18 protein-coding genes and 1 tRNA gene are annotated in these 22,380 nt (G+C 34.5%); 4 read left to right on the forward strand and 15 right to left on the reverse strand.

Translation table 11 applies throughout. From position 1 onward, the window contains the following. Positions 1-9 precede the first annotated feature (9 nt). Positions 10-1,533 carry a DEAD/DEAH box helicase gene (locus tag WBG07_RS11425; RefSeq protein WP_340201418.1) on the forward strand — a complete coding sequence of 508 codons (1,524 nt, stop codon included), beginning with the start codon at positions 10-12 and terminating at the stop codon, positions 1,531-1,533. 60 nt (positions 1,534-1,593) lie between these two features. Here the strand turns inward: WBG07_RS11425 and WBG07_RS11430 are convergent, their stop codons facing one another. The 7 genes from WBG07_RS11430 to WBG07_RS11460 all read right to left on the reverse strand — a co-directional run bounded on the left by WBG07_RS11430 (position 1,594) and on the right by WBG07_RS11460 (position 12,073). Beyond that, positions 1,594-4,845 (reverse strand): S41 family peptidase, encoded by a 3,252-nt coding sequence (locus WBG07_RS11430; protein WP_340201419.1) that lies wholly within the window; start codon positions 4,843-4,845, stop codon positions 1,594-1,596. Positions 4,846-4,957: 112 nt separating this feature from the next. After that, positions 4,958-6,472, reverse strand: a complete 1,515-nt coding sequence (locus WBG07_RS11435) for a carboxypeptidase-like regulatory domain-containing protein (protein ID WP_340201421.1) — start codon at positions 6,470-6,472, stop codon at positions 4,958-4,960. A 314-nt stretch (positions 6,473-6,786) separates the two neighbouring features. Continuing rightward, positions 6,787-7,626 (reverse strand): ROK family protein, encoded by an 840-nt coding sequence (locus tag WBG07_RS11440; protein WP_340201422.1) that lies wholly within the window; start codon positions 7,624-7,626, stop codon positions 6,787-6,789. A gap of 5 nt (positions 7,627-7,631) precedes the next feature. Next, positions 7,632-8,879, reverse strand: a complete 1,248-nt coding sequence (locus tag WBG07_RS11445; RefSeq protein WP_340201423.1) for an MFS transporter — start codon at positions 8,877-8,879, stop codon at positions 7,632-7,634. A 69-nt stretch (positions 8,880-8,948) separates the two neighbouring features. Continuing rightward, positions 8,949-11,048 carry a ferrous iron transport protein B gene (feoB, locus tag WBG07_RS11450; RefSeq protein WP_340201424.1) on the reverse strand — a complete coding sequence of 700 codons (2,100 nt, stop codon included), beginning with the start codon at positions 11,046-11,048 and terminating at the stop codon, positions 8,949-8,951. Then, on the reverse strand, positions 11,045-11,290 hold the full coding sequence (locus WBG07_RS11455) for a FeoA family protein (protein WP_340201426.1): 246 nt from the start codon (positions 11,288-11,290) through the stop codon (positions 11,045-11,047). The genes feoB and WBG07_RS11455 overlap by 4 nt, the downstream gene beginning before the upstream one ends. 114 nt (positions 11,291-11,404) lie before the next feature. After that, positions 11,405-12,073 (reverse strand): SCO family protein, encoded by a 669-nt coding sequence (locus tag WBG07_RS11460; RefSeq protein ID WP_340201428.1) that lies wholly within the window; start codon positions 12,071-12,073, stop codon positions 11,405-11,407. A 174-nt stretch (positions 12,074-12,247) separates the two neighbouring features. On the opposite strand from WBG07_RS11460, the gene rseP reads away from it, so the two are divergent. Both rseP and WBG07_RS11470 read left to right on the forward strand, forming a co-directional pair. Further along, positions 12,248-13,567 carry an RIP metalloprotease RseP gene (gene rseP / locus WBG07_RS11465; protein WP_340201430.1) on the forward strand — a complete coding sequence of 440 codons (1,320 nt, stop codon included), beginning with the start codon at positions 12,248-12,250 and terminating at the stop codon, positions 13,565-13,567. A 70-nt stretch (positions 13,568-13,637) separates the two neighbouring features. After that, positions 13,638-13,711: transfer RNA gene (locus WBG07_RS11470), tRNA-Asn, on the forward strand. A 275-nt stretch (positions 13,712-13,986) separates the two neighbouring features. On the opposite strand, the gene WBG07_RS11475 is transcribed toward WBG07_RS11470, so the two are convergent. The 8 genes from WBG07_RS11475 to WBG07_RS11510 all read right to left on the reverse strand — a co-directional run bounded on the left by WBG07_RS11475 (position 13,987) and on the right by WBG07_RS11510 (position 20,197). Further along, positions 13,987-15,540, reverse strand: coding sequence for a thiol-activated cytolysin family protein (locus WBG07_RS11475; RefSeq protein WP_340201432.1), 1,554 nt, complete (start codon positions 15,538-15,540; stop codon positions 13,987-13,989). A gap of 241 nt (positions 15,541-15,781) precedes the next feature. After that, positions 15,782-16,531: a hypothetical protein gene (locus WBG07_RS11480; protein ID WP_340201434.1), complete on the reverse strand. Its 750-nt coding sequence runs from the start codon at positions 16,529-16,531 to the stop codon at positions 15,782-15,784. Positions 16,532-16,586: 55 nt separating this feature from the next. Next, positions 16,587-17,129, reverse strand: a complete 543-nt coding sequence (locus tag WBG07_RS11485) for a hypothetical protein (RefSeq protein WP_340201436.1) — start codon at positions 17,127-17,129, stop codon at positions 16,587-16,589. 130 nt (positions 17,130-17,259) lie between these two features. Next, positions 17,260-17,793 carry a hypothetical protein gene (locus WBG07_RS11490; RefSeq protein WP_340201438.1) on the reverse strand — a complete coding sequence of 178 codons (534 nt, stop codon included), beginning with the start codon at positions 17,791-17,793 and terminating at the stop codon, positions 17,260-17,262. A gap of 59 nt (positions 17,794-17,852) precedes the next feature. Next, on the reverse strand, positions 17,853-18,395 hold the full coding sequence (locus tag WBG07_RS11495; RefSeq protein ID WP_340201440.1) for a hypothetical protein: 543 nt from the start codon (positions 18,393-18,395) through the stop codon (positions 17,853-17,855). Positions 18,396-18,433: 38 nt separating this feature from the next. Further along, positions 18,434-18,988, reverse strand: a complete 555-nt coding sequence (locus WBG07_RS11500) for a hypothetical protein (protein WP_340201442.1) — start codon at positions 18,986-18,988, stop codon at positions 18,434-18,436. Positions 18,989-19,008: 20 nt separating this feature from the next. Continuing rightward, positions 19,009-19,551, reverse strand: coding sequence for a hypothetical protein (locus tag WBG07_RS11505; RefSeq protein ID WP_340201444.1), 543 nt, complete (start codon positions 19,549-19,551; stop codon positions 19,009-19,011). Positions 19,552-19,594: 43 nt separating this feature from the next. After that, entirely contained in the window at positions 19,595-20,197 is a 603-nt protein-coding gene (locus WBG07_RS11510) for a hypothetical protein (RefSeq protein ID WP_340201446.1), read from the reverse strand. A gap of 296 nt (positions 20,198-20,493) precedes the next feature. On the opposite strand from WBG07_RS11510, the gene WBG07_RS11515 reads away from it, so the two are divergent. Further along, positions 20,494-22,368, forward strand: coding sequence for a tetratricopeptide repeat protein (locus WBG07_RS11515; protein WP_340201447.1), 1,875 nt, complete (start codon positions 20,494-20,496; stop codon positions 22,366-22,368). The last annotated feature ends 12 nt before the right edge of the window (positions 22,369-22,380 follow it).

Raw genomic sequence — 22,380 nt, forward strand, 5'->3', positions numbered from 1 at the left:
TCGAATTCAATGCAAGAACAAATAACAACCATAGGGACAAAGGATAAGGAGTTGTATGATTATCAACTCAAGGATTTGGATGCAATTTTCAAAAAGATTGATGCGTCAGGGCCTAATGGTAATATCTTATATCAACTTCCAACAGGAGGTGGCAAAACAGTGATATTTTCTGAAATTGTTCGTAGATATATAACCAATCAGAAAAAAAAGGTATTAGTACTTACGCATCGAATAGAGTTAAGTGTGCAAACTTCCAAAATGCTAAGTGGTTTTGGAGTTAGAAATAAAGTAATTAATAGCAAGGTTAAAGAGCTTCCGGATCAAGATGAATTTATGTGTTTTGTGGCCATGGTTGAAACACTAGCAAACCGATTACAAGACAAGAAGTTTGAAATGAAGGAGATAGGTCTTGTGATTATTGATGAGGCACATTATAATTCTTTTCGTAAACTTTTCAGTTATTTTAATAAGGCTTTAATTCTGGGGGTTACTGCAACACCTTTGAGTTCTAATATTAAACTCCCAATGAAAGATCATTATGAGGAGTTATTAGTAGGTGAAAATATTTCATCATTAGTTAAAAAAGGTTTTTTAGCAAAACCTGAAATTTATACGTTTGATGTGGGGCTTCAAAGTTTGCAAGTTGGTGTAAATGGTGATTATACAGTGAAATCTTCGGAAGAACTGTATACAGCAGATGGGATGCAGGCTAAATTGATCACTGCTTATGAAGAAAAAGCCAGAGGAACAAAAACCCTCATATTTAATAACGGAATTAATACCTCTCTTTTTGTTTATGACACTTTTAGAAGAGCAGGTTACCCTGTTAGACATCTTGATAATACCAATACAGAGAAAGAGCGTAAAGAAATCTTAGAATGGTTTAAACTAACTCCGGGTGCCGTGCTTACATCGGTAAGTATTTTAACAACGGGTTTTGATGAGCCTACGGTAGAAACAGTGATACTAAATAGAGCCACCCGTTCCTTAACTCTTTATTTTCAGATGATAGGAAGAGGTTCCAGGGTCTTGCCTAGTAAGTCTACTTTTCAGATTATTGACCTTGGAAATAATGTAGCTAGATTTGGTCCATGGGATGCCCCTATAGATTGGCAGGAGATTTTTCATCATCCAGAATATTTTCTGGAAAATATTTGTACGGATGAGGAGATTGAAAGACATTTTATTTTTGAAATGTCTGATGAACTAAGAGCAAAATTCGCAAAAACCAAAGAGATAGATTTTGATATTAAAGCTGCTTACAAGAAGGCACTTTCTCAAGGGAGACCCTCTAAAACGGCCTTAAAATGGTCTATAGAACAGCATGCAAAAATGTGTGTTGAAAATGCAGAAAATGCGACTGAAGCTAGAAATTTGGCCTTTTTGTTAAGAGAAGATATCGCCTATAGAATTAAGCGATATACCTATTTAATTATGAATAGCACCAAAAACTATCGCAACTGGTTAGAAGAAGATTATATGCGTAAACTTCGTTTACAGATTGTACAGAGTTTTTCTGGTGTGCGTGGTTAATTTATAGAATCTTTATAAAACAAAAACAAGTACCCGCATGCGAGTACTTGTTTTATAATTCTATTCCTTATTATAACCAGCTGGGCGTTTCCAGCGAACAGGAGCCGCGGGTTCTGGTTTGATTTTAAATTCCTGAGTTTTCAAAAGTCTTAAAGCTTCTTCCACTGCTTTTTCCAGTTGAGGATCTTTACCTTTCAACACTAGTTTTGGTTCTTGAATTACGTTTATATCTGGGGTAATGCCTTCCCCTTCTACAGCCCATTCACCATTAATATCATAAAAACCACCTCTAGGTGCTACCATGCGGCCTCCATCAATAAATCGAGGAGTATCCCAGGTGCCTACAAGTCCGCCCCAAGTTCTAGTGCCAATGAGAGGACCTAGCTTGGCAGCTTTAAACATATAAGGCAATAAGTCTCCTCCAGATCCGGAGCGCTCATTAATAAGCATTACTTTTGGACCCCAGATACCAGAAATTGGTGTGGTCCAAGGTCTCCGGTCATTTGCCTTGCTATTAAAATATCCAAACGGTTTGCGAGACATAATATCAATCATATAATCTGCTGCAGAGCCACCTCCATTATTTCTTTCGTCTATAACAACACCCTTTTTATCTTGTTGAGAGAAGTAGTATCGGTTAAAAGAAGTAAAGCCATTACCGCTAGTATTGGGTACATAAACATAAGCAAGCTTACCACCAGATAGTTCGTCTACTTTTCTTCTATTGCCTTCTACCCAATCAATGCTCCTTAAACTACGCTCGCTGCGAATAGGGGTTACTAAAACTTCTTTTGCTCCTTCGTTAGAAGGTTTTGAATTTACTTTTATGCTAATGGTTCTTCCTGCTGTTTGTTCTAAAAGGCTATATGGATTTAGAGGCTTCTTTAAATCAACTCCATTTATAGCTATTAAATAATCTCCTTCCTTAACTCCTATGCCCGGAAGTGCTAGTGGAGCCTCTGTATTAGGATTCCAGTTTTCTCCCGTATAGATTTTGGTTATTTTATAGAATCCTTTTTCTTCTTTCAGATCGCAACCCAATAGTCCTATTGGTACACGATCAATATCAGGAAAATCACCCCCAGAAACATAAGAATGTCCAATAGCAACTTCACCACTCATAATGTCTACAACATAATTTAAATCTGTACGATGTTTTACATGATTTATCCAGGGGGCATACCATTCATATACTTTGTTCCAAGGGGCTCCATGTATATTATCTACATAAAGAAAGTCACGCATAAAACGCCACCCTTCTTTAAAAATCTGATGGTATTCTTCTTGTGGATTTACCTTAACTTTTATATTCATTTTTAGCTTGCCATCTCCTTTTTTGGGCGGACTGGCAGTACTGTTTAGATACCAATTACTTCCATTCCTCCAAAGTACCTGCTTCCTATTTTCAGAAACCGTAATGGCATTAACACCGGAAGCAAATTCCGTAGCCTCCATTTTTTTTATATCGTAAAGATGAATTTTTAAACCCCTAGCATTTGGAACAGCTTCTGCAATAAAAACTTGATTTTTAGGTGCTTTTTCTAAGGCTACGTAATTTTTATCTTCCAATTTTAATGCTACAATTCGGTTCCATAGACCGTCTTTATCTATGGTTACAGTAAACGTATTTTTTTTATCGGATGTTTTTTTATCATCTTTCTCAGCCTGATCATCTACTGGAGGCAATGCTTTTTCTTCATCACTTTCTGGAAGGTTAGGGGCCTTGTCTTTTTTGGAGAGCACTAATGCATATAGACTTCGGGTAGTATCAGGATCGTAAGAACTCATATCTAACCATCCAGAACTCAATCCGTAATTTGTACTTGCGAGGAAGTAAATATATTTACCGTTCTCTTCCCAAACGGGGCTAATTGCATCTGCAATACCATCTGTAAGTTGAATAGTTTCTTTGGTGTCTACATGATATGCAAAAATTGCTTTAAAATGACTTTCCAATTGCCTTGCATAAGCAATCCATTTACCATCTGGTGACCACACAGGATTCATTGCGCGATTAGGATGTGCATACCTGTCTGTAGCTGCTTTAGCTGCCTTACCTGTTTTGAGGTTCACTACCCAAATATTATAATCTGTATCTGTATAAGCAATATGCTCACCTGTAGAAGCCCATGCTGGGCGATAATAGAATGTTGGATTTGGCAAAGAAATGGTTTTCTCTATCTCACCTTGCTGATCTGCTAAAACTAATTTATATTCTCCTGAATTATCTGAAAACCAAGCTATTTGATCTCCTTTTGGAGACCATACAGGAGATCTATCTGCAACCCCAGAAGAATTGGTGAGATTACGCCAGCTTCCTTTTTCTTTTGGAATCGTAAAAATTTCTCCCCGATGTTCAAAGATAGCACGCTGCCCAGTTGGGGAAAGATTAGGATTTTGAAGCATGGTACCTTTTACTTCTTCCCATCTGGTTCTGGCAAAATTCATATCGCCTTTAACTTCAATTTTAAGTTGTTTACTTTCCCCATTGGTTGGGTTCAACAGATGCAAATAGCCTCCTTGTTCGTATACAATAGAATTTGGCCCTGCATCTAGACTCTTTACATCAAATTTTTTATGAAATGTATGTTGTGTTTCTGTCTTTGTACCAAGATTGTAAGACCAAATATTGCTTGCGTAATCTCGCTCTGATAAATAGAATATTTCACCTCCAAACCAAACGGGGTCAAGATGCCTCTCTTTGGTTGTTTGAGGAGTAGTAGTTAATTCTTTTGTTTTCATATCAAGAATCCAAATGGGCATGGCTTGTCCGCCTCTATAATTACGCCATTCAGCATCCCATGAAGTGATAGGAGTATAGGCTATTTTGGAGCCATCTGTGTTAAATTCTCCATAGGCTGCGCGGGGAATTTCAATAGCTTCTGGCAAGCCGCCTTTCGCATCAATAGTATATAATTTATTAATTTGAGTAGGTCTACCTTCTCTTGAAGAACGAAATAATATTTTCCCGTCTGGTGTCCAGCCTTGAACAAAATCTCTTGATGGATGCCAAGTTAATCTTTTTGGGCTTCCCCCTTCCGAAGGAATTATGTAGACATCTTGGTTGCCATCGTACTCTGCACTAAAAGCAATCCATTTTTCATCAGGCGAAAAATGTGGAGCCAATTCACTTCCCTCATTACTAGTAAGTCTAATTGCATTACCTCCATTAATAGAGACCTTCCAAAGATCGTTTGCGTAAACAAAAACAATTTCATTTGAAGATATGGTAGGTTGTCTTAATAGTTGAGTTCCTTGCGCCATTAGGCTAGTAACCCCTAAGAGTGTTAGAATTGTATACAAATATTTCATATTATGGCAGTTATTTTGTTGGACATCAATATATTAAAAATTAATACTAAAACTACTATTAAATTAAAAACACTAACTAACGTTCATAAAAAGTTTTGATAATCAATTGAGATTATTCTTCAGCTGTAAATTCTTTAATGGCTTGATTGGGTTCTATTATATTGTAACCTTTCCAAAACTCAGGATCATATGCCGGCATATAAGTAGGAAGCTGATCTTTTTTCTCTTCTAAACTTTGGAAATAGGAAGAAGTAATTTTTTCAGTATCAAAAACAACCAATTCATATTTGCGCACAAAATTAGTCGCCATATCAAGCTTCAATACCAACTCATTTTGTTTGCGACGGCCTTTCACATTTTTATTTTTTTCTACTATTTTTAAAGGACGACGAATACCAAATCTACCGCCGGTTTCATGCTCTAGAAATAAGAGGGAGTAAACGGCATTTGCTTCTTTGGAGAATATCATTTTTCCTTTGGAAAGATATTCATTAAATGAAATCCCAAGAAGATTAAAAGTGCGAAGTGATTTTACATTTGCATAATCTGCCCTAATAATGGCAAAATCGTCAATATCTATATAAAGCGTTCCCTTATAATCAGCATTGCCTTTAGGCTTAAAATTTAGAACATAAACTGGCTGGTTCCCAATATAACTGTAGTCTTTTAATTCAAATGTGTACTTTCTTGATTTATTAATAAAGTTAAGATTAGTATCATCCATATAAAAGAGGTTATCCATAAGCCCCTTTACAGTTTTTTTGCGGTATTCTGCAAAGTTCTTTCGTTCCTCTTCTTTTTCTTTCTGTTCTTTGAGTTCTTTTTCTAGGGTCTCTTTTTCAGTAGTTTCATCTGTATTTAGAACTTCATCAGCATCTACTTTGGTACCAAACCATCCAGATTTTATTTTTAGATAAGAGTCTGGTTTGATGTTTTTTTTCAGAATTTCATTAAACTTATTTTCCATCGCCTCTATCCCGATTTCATTATTTTTATCATATAACTCAGAGGCTTTGATCAATTTTATTTTTTGCTGATCTTTTTCTTGATTTCCATAAAAATCACAAAGTATTTCTGAGTAGTAAGCATATTTTTTAGGAATGATATCTAATACACTGTCTAGAAATTGTTTATTGAGTGCCGGGATTGTAGATTTTTTAAATGTATAATTGGTTTTGGAAAGATTTTGAAAGTCAGATTCTCTTAAAAACAGTCTTTTTCTACTCAAATCCTTACCATAATTTTTATCAAGATTTTCTTTTACTTTTTCAATAATTTCTTCTACAGTAAAATTCTTGCTACTCACAAAAACCTCATTGAGTTCTATTGTCCTAGGGTTTAGAACAATAACTTCCTCAGTAAATTTATTCAAGGGTTTAGCAATGGTTTCATAACCCATGCAAGAAATAAAGAGCGTGTCTGATTCTTTGACGGATTCATTTAATTGAAGGCTGAATTTACCTTCTTCATTTGAGATGACGCCCTTTTTATTCGCCAATAGCACAGTTACATAGGGAATTGGCTTTTGGGTGGTAGAATCTATAATTCTGGATGTTATTGTTTGGCCGTAAGCGAAGGAAGTACAAATTAGTAGAAGGAAGAGAAAAGATTTTGTGAGAATTTTCATGGGTGGGTTGTTAATTCATGGCTAAATAAAGAATCACAACCGTAACCACAAGGTGCGTTTAGAATATTTTAAGTACGATTTATTGTTTTTTTAACGAATAAGATAAAAACTAATGGCAACCACAATTATCTGTACAACATGTTTTTTTAGCGATTTTTTTCTGTCCAGAAAAGCTGTAATTAGGGAAAAAGAATTTTTTGACGAGAAAAACAACTGCGATTATTACAGTGAGGTAAACCAATATGTTTTGAATTATGGTGTCCATAACTTTGTATATGGTTACAAAAATACGAAATTTACATTCATATTGTATTTTATGATTCCGTAAACTCAATACAAAGTGCGGCAGCTCCTAGAATTCCCATATTAGCCTGTTCAGAAGTATGAACATTAAAATTTGAAAGCTGTTTCTGAAATGGAAAAGTGGCTAATTTTTGATTCATAGATGATTCAAAGAATGGAAATGCTTTAGCAATAGCTCCTCCTAATACAATAGCCTCAGGTGCATAAACATGAAGTATTATGGATATTACATTGCCAAGATGTTCACCGTATTCCCTAAAAATAGCAAGCGCTTTCTGATCGTTTTCAAGAGCTTGTTGATATGCAATAGCTCCGGTAGTACCATGCTTTTTAAAGAAAAAGCTTCCGGTATATTGTTCTATGATTCCGTTTTTGTAAGGGAGTATTCCAATCTCACCTGCACCACATAATACCCCTGAATATAAGTGATTTTTAATAATAATACCTGTACCCAGGCCTGTACCTAAGGTGACTCCTAGAAAATTAGCATACTGTTTTCCAACCCCAAAGTAATTTTCACCAAGTACAAAACAGTTGGCATCATTATTTACAAAAACAGGGATTCCAAATGCTAACTCAAGGGTTTCTTTTAAATGAACCTCTTTTAACAATGGAATGTTCTGAATGTTGTAAACAATTCCGGCTTCAGGATCTACAATTCCTGGGATTCCAATGCCTATCGCTCTGAGTGTATGTGATTCAAATAACGAAACAAATGATTTTACTTTTTCTAAAAACAGTTTAACATCTTCTTGTCCAGAGATAGAGATGCGATGCGTTTTTAGTAGATGATCTCCGTGTAATAATCCACCTTTAATACCGTGGCCTCCTATATCAATACCTAGAAACATAATAATTAAACGTTTTTTAAGGAAATGGTTTTATTGGTAATAATGGGCTTCGCCCAAAAACCAATACTCAGAATATAAACTAATGGTAATAACATAAATAACATACCAAATTGGATGGAAGTATACTCACTCAACCATCCAATCAAGAATGGAATAATGGCTCCTCCGGCAATTCCAGTGCAAAGAATGCCAGACAAAGTTCCATGTTGGTTTTTAACAGAATTAAGTGCAAGAGAAAAAATAATGGACCACATTACTGAAATAAAAAATCCGGCTAAAGGAAATGTAACTAAGGAAACAGATCGGTTTCCAAATAGGGCAAAAACCAAAGAAATAATGGTGAGTAATGTAAAGGCTATCAAGACTTTTCTGCTATCAAAAAATTTCAGAAGAATGAGTCCCAAGATGCATCCAAGAGTAAGCATTCCCCAGAAGTATGCAACCACATCTGCACCTAGATTTTGTGGGTTCACCGCATGATACTTCTCTAAAAACACAGAAATCCAGTTTCCAATACCTTGTTCTACGCCCACATAAGCAAAAATGCCTGCGAAATACAACATGGCAGTCTTGTTTTTGAGAATTTTAAAATAATTTGATTTGGCTCCTATTTTTTCATCTTCAGATTTTTCAAAGGAGGGAAATTTTGTTAGGGAAATAATACTAAGAAGACCGATGGCTAAAAAGGCAAACAAAATATACAAGCCAATCCAAGATAAATCTGGAGGCACCAATGATGTTAGTTTAGTAACCAACCAATTCGGATTCTTTGAAACTATTGATTGATATACATACGGGCTTGCAAAAGAGGCAAGTCCAAACACTAATTGAGCCATTACGGAATTAAAAGCAAAATTTGATTCTCCACCTGCAATCCTTAAAAGGGGATTAATTACTACTTGAGCTACAGCCATGCTGCTACCCAAACAAAAAAGTGTCGCCAAAAAACTTAGATAAGCAGGAAATAGGGTGAAACCCAATGAAGCTAAAGCAACCAGAATGAATGAAGTTTTGAGGATTAATTTCTCTGTATATTTTTCAGCGAGAAATCCTGCGGGAATAGACATGATGCCATAAGCAATAAAAAATGAAAAAGGAAGAAATCCAGTAGCGGTAAGGCTCAAGTCAAAACCTTCCCTAACATCGCTAATAATTGAGTTTAAAATATTAGTAATAAACGAAATGACAAAGAAGATAAAAAATACCAATAGAATGATATGGTAATAGGGTTTCCTATCTTGAGATGTGATCATTAAACTTCAATTTCGCAGGGAAGATACAAATTATTATAGAAATTCTATGGAATGGATATGGTTGTTAGATTACTTAAGTAGTTGATATGCAATTAAAGCCACTAGATAGGCAAATAAGCTCATAGTTACTAATTGAATAATAGGCCATTTCCAACTATTGGTTTCTCTTTTTACAATAGCTAACGTACTCATACACTGCATTGCAAAAGCATAAAATAAAAGTAATGAAATACCAGAGGCTAGGTTGAAAAGGGCGGTGCCATCTTTTTCTCTAACTTCTGCGGCCATTCTGTTTTTAATGGTTTCTTCTTCATCATTCCCCACACTATATATAGTAGCCAAGGTACCTACAAAAACTTCTCGTGCTGCAAAAGAGCTTATAAGAGCAATGCCTATTTTCCAGTCATACCCCAATGGTTCTATAGCAGGCTCAATTGCTTTACCTACAATACCAATATAGGAGTTTGAAAGTTTATAAGCTGCTACTTTTGTGTTGAGCTCTTCGGTAGAGAGATTTGTATTTCCGGGTTGTGAACTTATTATTTGGGTTGCGTTTGAAAAATTATCTGTAGGGCCATTTGAGGCTAAGAACCACAAAACAATGGATATGGCAAGAATTATTTTACCAGCTCCAAAAATAAAACTTTTGGTTTTTTCAATAACCGTTAAAGCTACATTCCTTAGCAGTGGTAACTTATAATTAGGCATTTCAACTACAAAGAAACTTCGGGTTTTAATACGTAAAATTTTGTTTAGAATCCATGCAGAAAGCACAGCAGCACCAAATCCTAAGAGGTAGAGTAGCATGAGTGTTATTCCCTGAAGATTAAGTCCTAAAAATGTTTTATTAGGAATTACAAGAGCGATAATAATAAGGTATACGGGAAGCCTTGCAGAGCATGTGGTGAACGGGGTTACTAAAATAGTAATTAATCTTTCTTTCCAATTTTCAATATTACGTGTGGCCATCACCGCAGGAATAGCGCATGCAGTGCCAGAGATTAATGGAACTACACTTTTGCCGCTTAATCCAAACCGTCTCATAATTCTATCCATTAAGAAAACGACTCGGCTCATATAACCAGTTTCTTCAAGAATTGAAATAAAGAGAAATAAAAATGCAATTTGAGGTATAAAAATAACAATACCTCCGAGTCCAGGAATAATACCTTCAGCAATTAGATTGGTAAAAGCACCAGTTGGAAGTGTATTTTTTGTCCAATCACTAAAACTAGCAAAAAATCCGTCAATAAAATCCATGGGATACCCGCTCCAATCATAAATTGCTTGAAAAATCGTAAGTAGTATTAAAAAGAAAATTAAGTAACCATATACTTTATGAGTGAGGATTCTATCCAGACGACTTCTTAAATCTCTGGCAGCATTAAGATCTACTTTATACCCCTCTTTTAATACACCATTAATAAATTGATATCTAACGATCGTTTCTTTTTGTTGTAACCGTTTTAGTTCTGATTTTGATTTGGTTGAAAAATTAGAAGTATCCTTAACTAGTTTCCGGTCTAATTTTACAAAATTCACATCTTGTGTAATGACTAACCATAATTTATAGATAGATTGTTTTGAAAATGCTTTTCGTAAACCTTCAAAATATTCAGGATCAATAATACTTGCATTTAGGCAAGGTTCTGTTGAGAGATTTTTATAGTCTAAAATAAGTTCCTTAATATGTTCTATTCCCGTGCCTTGTCTTGTACTTACGAGTGCAATTTTGGTACGCAGTTTTTCTTCCAAAAGAGAAATATCCAAACTAATGCCTTTACGCTTCATTCGGTCTGCCATATTTATGACCAGAATAACTGGAATCTCTAAATCTTTTATTTGAGTAAATAATAAAAGGTTTCGTTTCAGGTTTTCTATATCAGTAACCAATATGGCAACATCTGGAAAATCTTTGTCATTTTTATTAAGCAATAACTCAATAACTACGTTTTCATCTAGTGAAGTAGCATTTAAACTGTATGTACCTGGAAGATCTAAGATATGTGCTTTAATACCTCTAGGGAGTTTGCAGACACCTTCTTTTTTCTCTACCGTAATTCCGGGATAGTTACCTACTTTTTGATTAAGCCCCGTCAATTGATTAAAAACAGATGTTTTTCCTGTGTTTGGATTGCCAATGAGGGCTACTTTAATTTGCTTACTCATAAAGAGGATTTTTCCGAGATAATATCTATTTCAATATGAAGAGCTGTTTCTTTCCGTATCGCTAAAAAAGAACCATTAATGTTAATATACATGGGGTCTTGAAAGGGAGCGTATTGAATTAGCTCAACCGTATTTCCGGGGAGGCATCCCATTTCAAAAAGTTTGATAGGTATCAAATCTGCTGAAATGTCTTTTATGATTCCTTTTTCTCCCCTCTTAAGATTTGCGACGGTTACCTTCAATTTTTATTTAGATTCATTATAATTAAGAACAAAAATAGTATAAAAAAATAGGATAGAGAAGTAGGTGAACCGGTTTTTAAGAATTAGGGCTATTGTAAATTGATTTCTAGTAATTTAATACTCCTCTTTAAGTATTTGTAGATCAGCTAATAGCTTTTGTATTTCTTCAGGATTTGTTCCGTCATAAAATCCTCTAATACGTTTTTCTTTATCTATTAGAATAAAGTTTTCAGTATGAATCATATCATAAGGTCCGCCATCACCATCCGTTTTTACGGCCAGATATGATCTTCTTGCTAATTCATAAATCTGCTTTTTATCACCTGTTACTAAATTCCACTTTTTAGCAATCACTCCTTTTTCTGCGGCATATTTCTTTAGTTGGGCTACAGAATCAATTACCGGTGTAACCGAGTGTGATAATAGCATGACTTCGGGGTCATTCATAATCTCATTTTGAATTTCCGCCATATTTCCAGTCATAATAGGGCAAATGGTAGGGCATGTGGTAAAGAAGAAATCTGCAATATATATTTTTCCATTATAATTTTTTTCGGTGATCGTATCACCATTTTGATTAATTAATTTAAATGGAGCTATTGTATGGTATTTTCGAATATGCTGCATGGAGTCATCAACCAGTTCATTATTTACATCTGAAGGCTGATAGATACGTAATTTCTGTTTTGGTTTTAAAGCATTGTAGAATAGGGTGATAATGATACTGGAAAGGATTAGAAGCGTAATTCCAAGTATTTTAAATTTTTTAAAAAAAGATAGCATAAACTCCCGAGTAATTAGGCACAAAATTACATATTTTTTGTGGTGTTGAAAGGGTATTTAAAGGCGATTTATCTTAAAACGATCTTAAAAAAATGTAACCTCTTCAAGTGGTCTTTATATACTAAAATGAAAACCGTACTTTTGCGTGTTTTATAAATGATGTAATAAGATTTTATGAGTCCGATTTTAATTAAGACCCTTGGCCTTCTGTTGAGTTTATCATTCCTTATAGTTCTTCATGAACTAGGTCATTTTATACCCGCTAAACTCTTTAAAACGAGAGTTGAAAAATTCTTTTTGTTTTTTGATGTAAAATTTGCGCTTTTCCAAAAGAAAATCGGTGAAACTGTATATGGAATCGGATGGTTACCTCTAGGAGGTTATGTTAAGATTTCTGGAATGATTGATGAGAGTATGGATAGGGAGCAAATGGCACAAGAGCCTAAGCCTTGGGAATTTAGATCTAAACCAGCTTGGCAACGACTTATAATTATGGTTGGCGGGGTTACAGTGAACTTAGTGCTAGGCTTTCTTATCTATATGATGATTCTTTTTGTATGGGGACAAGAACAGTTAAAACCAGACCAGATGCCTTATGGATTTGATGTGGCCAATGAGCTTAAACAGTTTGGTTTTCAAACAGGAGATGTAGTACTAGATGTAAACGGACATGAATTGGATAATGCACTAGAAATCAACCGATATCTTCTGGTAAGAGATGTTTCCAAAGTTCGTGTAGCCCACAGTAATGGTAAACAAGAGACTTTGATGCTTCCTGATAGTATTGGAGATTATATTTTTAAATCAGGAGTACGCGCACCTTTTGTGCCTAGAAGAACAAATGTACTAGATACGGTTCTGACGGATGGGAAAGGGTATGAAGCTGGTCTGAGAAATGGGGATGAAGTTATTGAGGTAAATGAATTTAAAATTGAATTTTTTGATCAGATAAAGCAGGCATTAAATAAAAAAGAATCAAATGCCATTTCTTTTGTTCGTGATGGAAGAACGCAGACAATTAATGTAATTCCTGATAAAGATGGGAAGTTAGGAATAAGTAGCCTTACCTATGTAGAGTTAAACCCTTCAAAAAAAGAATTTTCTTTTGGGGAGTCTATCTCAAAAGGGTTTAGTTTTGGTTATTGGACACTACATGATTACGTGGTTCAGTTTAAATATATCTTTACCAAGAAAGGAGCTACGCAGGTAGGAGGCTTTGGAACGATAGCAAGTTTGTTCCCATCTGTTTGGAATTGGCAGCAATTTTGGGAGACTACGGCATTGATTTCAATCATATTAGCATTTATGAATATTCTTCCTATTCCTGCTTTAGATGGCGGTCATGTAATGTTTTTATTGTATGAGATGATCACGGGAAGAAAGCCTAGCGAGAAGTTTTTAGAGTATGCACAAATGGTTGGCTTTATACTATTAATAGGTCTCTTGTTGTTTGCAAACGGGAATGACCTTTATAGATGGCTTTTTGATAAATAAAAAAATAGACTATTTATTTGGGTTGAATAAAAAAACATATATATTTGCATCCGCAAAAAGGATAAAACCTTCCTCCTTAGCTCAGTTGGTTAGAGCATCTGACTGTTAATCAGAGGGTCCTTGGTTCGAGCCCAAGAGGGGGAGCTTATCAAAAGCAGTTACATTTTCACGTAACTGCTTTTTTATTTTAATGACAGGTTTAAAAATTCCCTTGTCTGGTTCCCTAAAACAGTACTTATCATCTTTAAAAAGTAGATCTTTTTATAAGTAGGAAGAACAAGAACAGCATCTATATCTTCATTAAAGAACTCATATTAGGTTAAACAATCATTTTGGTCAATGAAATTAATGGATGTGCTAACTTTGGTTCTTAGACTAAGACACTGACCTTACTATTTAAGATAACTATGTAGAATGCATTAATCAATACGCCAAACATAAAAATAGGCGCGCATATCACTTCCATAATCATCCTCCAAGTTTATGCGCACATAATTTTGTTTCTCTTTCTTTTTTTCTTTGACATTTTTCAACAAAATTTTTCTGTGTACCGCTCCAAAGTAATCATCATTTTTTATATCCTTTTCACTAAACTTCGCATATAAATTAATATAATCTTTATCAAGATCGGGTTTATACACTTCTACTTCAATACCTTTTTTAATACCATAAAACTTGTTTTCGTCCACACCAACAAAATTGCTTTTACTTCTACTCCAGCTTACATTCTTTATACGCTTTTTGTTTTGGTATAAACCAGCGCTCATACTTCCAAATATTTCTACACGTCCAGTTTCATTATCGTTATTAACACAGTTAAAACCATAAATTTCAATGCCAAATTTTTGATAGGCTTCGTAACATGTTCTAATAGGATATTCTGATGACAATACTAATCTCGCTACTGGTGTCCCTTTTTTAATATAACGAAGTTTGTATGATAACGGCGCACCTGGAGAATCTTTAGAATAGTTCCCTCCTGTAGAAATAAACTTATATACATCCTGTGGTGAATTAATAGCTTGAGCAGCTCCACCACCATCACCTCCAACTATCAAAGCTTTAATAGTTGAGGATTCAAATGTTTTCTTATGTTTCCCATCAATAGCAACACCTCCAGAACTAAAAGATGCATTAAAAGCAGCATTTACTTCTGTTTCACTTTTATCTGTTTCTATAGTGTAAATTACCATACGTCCGTAAGCAACAGAGGCAACATAAACAGGACTTGTTGCTCCTAAACTTTCAAAGTCTGGCAAAGTGGTAAACAAATCACTAGGTAAACTCGGTGGATCCATATCTATGGTATAGTACTTTTGAATATATTTTAAAAGAAACTTGTTCTTTTTAGTATTAGAATTAAAATTGAAAGCTGTACTAACTTTTTGCCCTGCCGATTTATAATTAGCACCAATAGCAACATTAATTTGTTCTTCAGAAAACACTTGCTTAATTTCAAAATTAACACTCGCCACAGTAGAACCTGTAACTTCTTGATCCAATAATGATTTAATACCTTCTCTTACAGTTGATAGTTTAGGATCTTCAATTTTAATAACAGGGCTACCGCTTATATTGGTTAAAGATGCTGATAGCGCTATAGGTGCTCTATTTACAGAAATGGGTTTATACTCACCAGTAGTAACAGAAGCGCCATCTAATAATGCTCCCGGAAAAATAACGTCAGTTGTAGGATCAAGTGTGATCATTTCGTTAAAACCAGGGGCCGCTTTATAGGTTCTAACAACACATTCTTGTACATCATCATCAGGATTTCGTATTGCCTTAGCACTGTCTATCTCCACAGGAGTACTAGTTTCTTCTGGTTGATTAAAAAGACTTAAGGCATTTACTTTAGTATTAAATTCATTGATAAGAGTTTTGTCTTTAGTACAACTAGTGCTTATAACAAATGATAAGAGGAAAATGCATTTACCAGTAAGGGCGTGGTAGTTAAATAAAGACTTACTCATAATTAATAGTTTTATTATTATTTTTTAAATATATGAAAAGTGCTAACATACACTTTTAGTGTACTTAAATCAAAATACAGATTAAAGAAAAAACTAGACCTATTTAAGAAACAGATTTGTATGGCTATTTAATGAATTCATAAAGTTCAAAAAAACCGCAGTTTCCTGCGGCTTAATCTAGCGTTTGTTGAGCGCTAGCGGAATCCAAAAATTAACTTCGGATTTCTTAATACGATCTGTTTTAATCAAACCTCAGCCCTTTCCAACCATCTTCACCTCTTTTTCGTATACCGGGCTTCACAATACCTCCACTAGGTTTCCATCTAGCATAATTTGCTCCCTTAAAAAAGTAAATATGCTTGTTTTTTGGGTTCACAACGGCAGCGTCAATGTTTGCATGAAATTCTTTTGGTAATGATTTCCAACCAGTAACTCCAATTGTTCTTACTGAACCTACTAAACCTGTACCTGATTTCCATTTGCAATATTTATTGCCTTTAAAAAAGTAAATATGTTTATTTGTAGGGTGTACTACTGCCGCATCAATACCTGATTTGAATGATTGTGGTAGCGATTTCCAGCCACTAACTCCTAGAGTTTTAACTCTACTAATTAAACCTTTTCCGGGTTGCCAAATACAATATTTGTTGCCTTTAAAAAAATAAATATTCTTGTTTTTTGGATGAACTATAGATGCATCTATACCTGATTTGAATTGATTAGGTAATGATTTCCACCCATCGACCCCCAGACTACGCACCTTACTTGCACCAACAGCTAGATTCCATTTTAGATATTCATTACCAGAGAAAAAATAGATATGTCCATTAGTATGCGTTACCGCTGCAGTTATATTCTTCTGCTTTGGTGCAGTAGGCGTTCCTCCAGTATCAACAACAGGATAGATACCACAACTTATACACAGCAAAAGCAAGGATAAAAAATAAACCGATGTAAGTATTCTCTTTGTGGTGATTTGTTTTGTTTTCATGATTTCTATTTTTTTTGGATTCTTTATTACTTGCTACTAAGTGCATGTAAATCTTTTAATCTCTGATATGTTCAATGGTAACATATACCCAAAAGATAATACCATCAAACCTATCTAAAAGGATAACTCTACGTGTTGGGTTGTCATCATCAGTGAATGATGTAGGCCAACCAGCCTCAAAACGAAGCGTTTTTTCTCCTAAGAAATCATCAGGGTTTCCATCAGGATCTTTATCCCACAAATTGGCATTCACCTCTATCATTGCGTCACTATTTATCTTTTCTTTGGCAATGGTAAAAACATGCTCAGATTCCTCGGAATTTATACCCGTATACGGACCTATTTGTTCATAATTTTCACGACTTCTTTCCCATAAAATCTGTTCATCACTGCCTCCACCTAATTCTAATTTTGTGCTAATCGTACCATACACCTCTAAAACATCACCTTCTGAGGCAGGAAATCGGTAGGCTTCTAGCCCGACGATCTTTATGCGAATGGATTCTGTTTTTTCAGCTTCCGCCGCTTGATCATCACTACTGCAAGAACATAGCAGCGAAATCATGAGTATTTTTAATAAGAAATGTGTTGTTTTCATAATATCTGCGCTTTTTTGCATTGTTTTTTATTGCTTATGGTTAGTCGTAGAGCCATTAAAGCTTATATGTATTCAGCAGTGAATCTTACTAAAAGCGTAATGCCGTCAAAATCATTGAGCATTAATTGTTTTAATCTCTAATATGTTCAACAGAAAACCGAACAAGAACTTTTACTCCACTAAATTCTGTGAGTTGAAAATCAAATTCTACTGGATTGTTTTCGTCATCTATAATACTAAAAATACCTACCCGTTGAAACCTTAATTCGTTTCCTAAGTAGTCATCATTACCATCAGGATCTCTATCATACATTATTGTATAAAATCCAAACTCAGCACCACTCCGCAACTCATCCTCGGTTACAGTAAAAATACGCTCAGAACCTTCTGAGTTTATTAGAAATTCCTGCGTACCAACAGACTCATAAAAATCGCGATTCCTTTCCCATAAAAAGTGTTCGTCAGTTTCATCGCCTATAGTTAAAACTGTACTTATACGTCCATAAAGTTCTAAAGCATCACCTTCTGCACTAGGAAACTCTGGTGCTAAAATTGCAACCGCCTTTACTCTAAAAGATTCTTGAGTTACCCCATCATCACTGGTACAGCTTATAGCGGATATTAATACTACTGTAAATAAAAATTTTATAATTGTTGTTTTCATAATTTTTAATTTTTTGGATTCTTTTTTTTGATTAAACCAAGTGGTATAGCTATTGAAGGTTATATATATTCAGCAGTAAATCTTACCAAAAGCGTAATGCCTTCAAAATCATTGAGCATCAATTGTACTGGAAATAACGTACCCTCATTTATTGAGACGGTATTTAAGTTGTCTATCTGAAATGATTTTATAGATTCTCCTAGAAAATCATTAGGGTTTCCATCGGGGTCTTTATCCCACATTTTAGCACGAAATTCTATGCTTGTATTTTTAATTTCTTCTTCAGTAATGGTAAAAACGTGTTCAGTATCCTCAGAAACTATGCTTGTTTCTATTGATCCTACCGGTGCCCAATTTGCCTGATCTCTATTCCATAAAATGCGCTCATCACTCTTCTCATTGAGCACTACTAATTTTGTACTTATAAAACCATATACTTCCAGCACATCACCTTCGGTTGAAGGAAAATTTGGAGCTATCAGTGCCACTGCTTTTATGCTAACAGACTGGGTTTTCACCTCAGTCATTTCATCATCACTACTGCAAGATAATAGCACTGTTATAATAAATAGCTTTAATATAAAATGAGTCCTTTTCATCATTCATTGGTTTTAGGATCGATTAATTGTAGATGAATTATTTAATCTCGTATGTGTTCAACTGTAATTCGTACGACTAACGTGATACCATTGAATTCTTTAAGAACAAGACTCCCTCTAGTTTCGTTATTAGTCAATTCCGTATAAATAATGGCTCGGGAAGAAGTGGATTCTTTTCCTAAGTAATCATCAGGATTACCATCAGGGTCTTTATCCCACATAATCGCCTCGTATTCAATTCTTGCTCCATCATTTAACTCTTCTTCAGTAAGTGTAAAAACAACTTCTGAACCCTCAGAATTTATGACGTATTCAGTTGAACCTACGGGTTCCCAATTTGAAGTATTTCGCGTCCATAGTGTCCGCTCGTCTGCCTGATCACCAACTGTGACTCGTGTTCTGATTTCACCGTATATTTCTAAAACATCTCCTTCAGTTGATGGAAATTCTGATGCTATCATCGCAACGGCTTTTACCCTAAAAGATTCTGTTTTTACGGGTTCTGGGGTATCATCTTCAACAGTGCATGCAAAATTTATTATTAGCAGTAATAGCAATAAACATTTGGTAGTCAATTTAAATTTTAGTGTTTTCATGATTTATTTTTTGGATTAAACTATTCTCTAATATGTTCTATGGTCAAGCGCAACCATAACTCAGTTCCACTAAATTCTTTTAGTGGTAGTCTAAAGTGAGCAGGGTTGTTGTCGTCATCTAAATTTGTAAAAACCTCGATAGCTGTAGGAAATCTCAATTCTCCTAAGAAGTCATCTGTATTACCATCAGGATCTCTATCTAACATAGAAGCAAAAACTTCAATTTCTGCCCCATTGATTATATCTTCTTCTGTAACCGTAAAGATGTGTTCTGATGCATCTGATTCAATAAAAATTTCTGTTTCTCCAACAGTTTCAAAATTATCTCTATCTCTATCCCATAAAGTATGCTCAATACCTCGATCGCCTGTAACCAATTTTGTTCTTATGGTTCCGAATACCTCCAAGGCACCACCTTCATTATCGGGAACTTTTGGAGCTTGTAACGAAATGGCTTTAATTTTAAAAGACACTGTTTTAGCAGCTAATCCTTCATCATCGCCGGCACAAGAATAGAGCAAAATGCTGATCAGTAGTGTAAATAAGAAATGTGTTGTTTTCACAGTATTTTTGTTTATTTCGGATTCGTTTTGCAGTTACCTATGACTATTCTTCTCCTAAATACTCCAGAATAAATCGTACTCTCAAAGTGACAAGATTGTCTAAGCCTCCTGCGGTAAAACTAAGTTGTTGAAGAATTGGCTCATTTCTACTTCTTATTGTTGCCGTCCCAAATGGCAGAAATGTTTCCCCCAAGTAGTCGTCAGGATTTCCGGGGGGGTCATTATCCCATAACTTGGTATATATTAGTATCCTGGCTCCGTTGTTAATTTGTTCTTCAGTTACGGTAAAAGTCTGTTCAGAACCTTCAGAATTAATTACAGTTTCAGCTGAACCGACGGATTCAAAATTTGAACTTGATCTTGTCCATAAAACAAGTTCTTCACCGCTGTCACTTGGTAGAGGTATTTCTGGCTTAGCATAGGGGTCTAAGACCAATACAGCACTAATTTTACCATAAATTTCTAAGGCACCCACTTCGTTAGAGGGAATATTGTCTGCAAGCATTGCTGCTGCTTTTACTTTAAATGATTCCTTTACTTCAGGCTCAATTACATCGTCTTCAACCGTACAGCTAAAAAATGACAGTAGCGTACACAAGATAATTGTGAGAACGGTTTTTTTTGAAATAATTTCTTTTGTTTCCATACTGTTATGTTTTTTTGGATTCAATACAGCAAACCTACTTATGAAAGACCTTCTCACCTAATTTTGACACTAGACAAAGTATAGACAAACAATGAATGCGTTGAATAGACAGAGCATCAAATTTGTAATTATTAAAAAACGTAACATTCTATTTTTCAACATTTTAAAGTATAATATTGTCAGGAACAAAATAGTAAAGTATAGACATTTCAAGTCTATCACACTTTGAAGGATTTACGTTTGGAGGATTTAAAGTGATTTAATTTGTAAATTAGTTGAAACAAAGCCAATTGATTATGAATGGTATTTATAAGATCATCTTTTTTTATTTTCTGCTAAGTTCTCAGCTTTTAATATCTCAAAATCAAACAAAGGTGGATAGTTTAAAAAATGAACTAACCAAAGCTAGCCATGATTCGACCAAGCTGAAATTATTTGAAAAACTTTATAGCGCAGAATTGTATAGGAACCCCCAAGATGCTAAAAAATATGTAACCAACGCAATGCACCTTGCAAAAAAACTAGCTAGAAACAAGTCATATAACCAAGCAGTTTATGGAATTGCTACTTACTATTATCTTGTTAAAGATTTAGACTCATCTAGACATTATTATACTAAATCATTAAATCTTGCAAGAAAATATACTCATAAAGAATTAGTAGCGAAATCCATCTCTTCTTTAGCGTTAATGGAGAAAGACTTGAACAAGGCACTAAAGATGAGAGACAGTGCTAATTCAATATTACTTGAAATTAAGAATTATTTGAATTACGCCATAGGAATCTCAGAACGAGCTAAATTAATCAATCAAAAAGGTGATCATACCAAGGCTTATGAAGAAGCTTATAAGGCTCTTCGTATATTAGATACTATCAATGCAGAACCTTATAGAGCAGCTGATATAAATGTCCAACTTGGAGAGATTGAAGAAAAAAGAGGAAACAGAAAAGAAGCTATAAAATTTTACCTAGACGCCTTAGAAATATTTATTAAAACCAATGATTTTGTTTACCAAAGTAACGTTTATAACCGTTTAGGGTTTACCTATTTTAATTTGAAAGAATACCCTGATGCTATTAAAAGTCTTGAAAAAGGATTAGAATTAGCCGAAAAATATCGGTTAAAATCAAACTATTCTGAATCATTAGGGTATTTAGGGATTACATATTTACATTTAAATGAATTTGATAGAGCTAGAGATTATTTAGAAAAAGGGATTGCCTTTGACAAAAGGTTTAAAAGAGATGACCCCTCGAGTTTTAAACTTTTACATTTAGGACGTGTAGAGGCAGCGGTTAAAAATTTCGATAAGTCATATAATTATTTTAATGAAGCTTTAGCACTGGCAAAAAATAATAAAAATAAAATTATTGAGCGTGATACTTACCGTTCTTTTGCAAATACCTATGAGCTATCTAATAACCTAAATGAATCAATAAAATACACAAAACTGTATGTGAATCTTAAAGACAGTCTATTGCGTGCCTATAATAACAAAGAAATTGAAAATTTAAAGATTGCGTACCAAACCGAGAAAAAAGAAGCTGCCCTAGCCCTACAAGAAGAAGAAATAAAAACACTTAATGCAAATGCAGAAAATGACAAGCTTATAAAAATTTTGTATGGTGGCGGCACTATAGCAGGTATTGTATTATCTGGATTATTGTTTTTTGGATTTAGCCAACGCATGAAGAAGAATAAGATTGAGCGTGAAAAACAAGAAGAAATTTATAAACAAGAAATTACGTTTAAGCAAAAAGAATTAGCAAGCCAAACGCTACATTTGGTGCAAAAGAACACATTCTTACAAGAACTAAAAGAAAACCTTGAAAACCTTAAAAACTCACCTGAAAAATTCAAAGTGGAATTTCGGAGAATCGTGATGTTACTAAAAAAAGAAAGTGCTACAGATAAAGATTGGGAAGTCTTTAAATCTTACTTTACTGAAGTCCATGATAATTTTGACAACAAATTAAAAGCCATTAATGCTTCCATTTCTGAGAAAGATTTGCGTCTTGCCTCCTTTATTAGAATGAACTTATCTACGAAAGAAATTGCCGCAATACTCAATGTATTACCCCAAAGTGTACTGACCTCAAAATATCGATTGAAAAAGAAATTGAATATTGAAAAAGAGAATGACCTATATGGTTTTCTTAGCAACTTATAGGCGATATGATTG

Source organism: Ascidiimonas meishanensis (assembly GCF_037782385.1).
Classification (GTDB): Bacteria; Bacteroidota; Bacteroidia; order Flavobacteriales; family Flavobacteriaceae; genus Ascidiimonas; species Ascidiimonas meishanensis.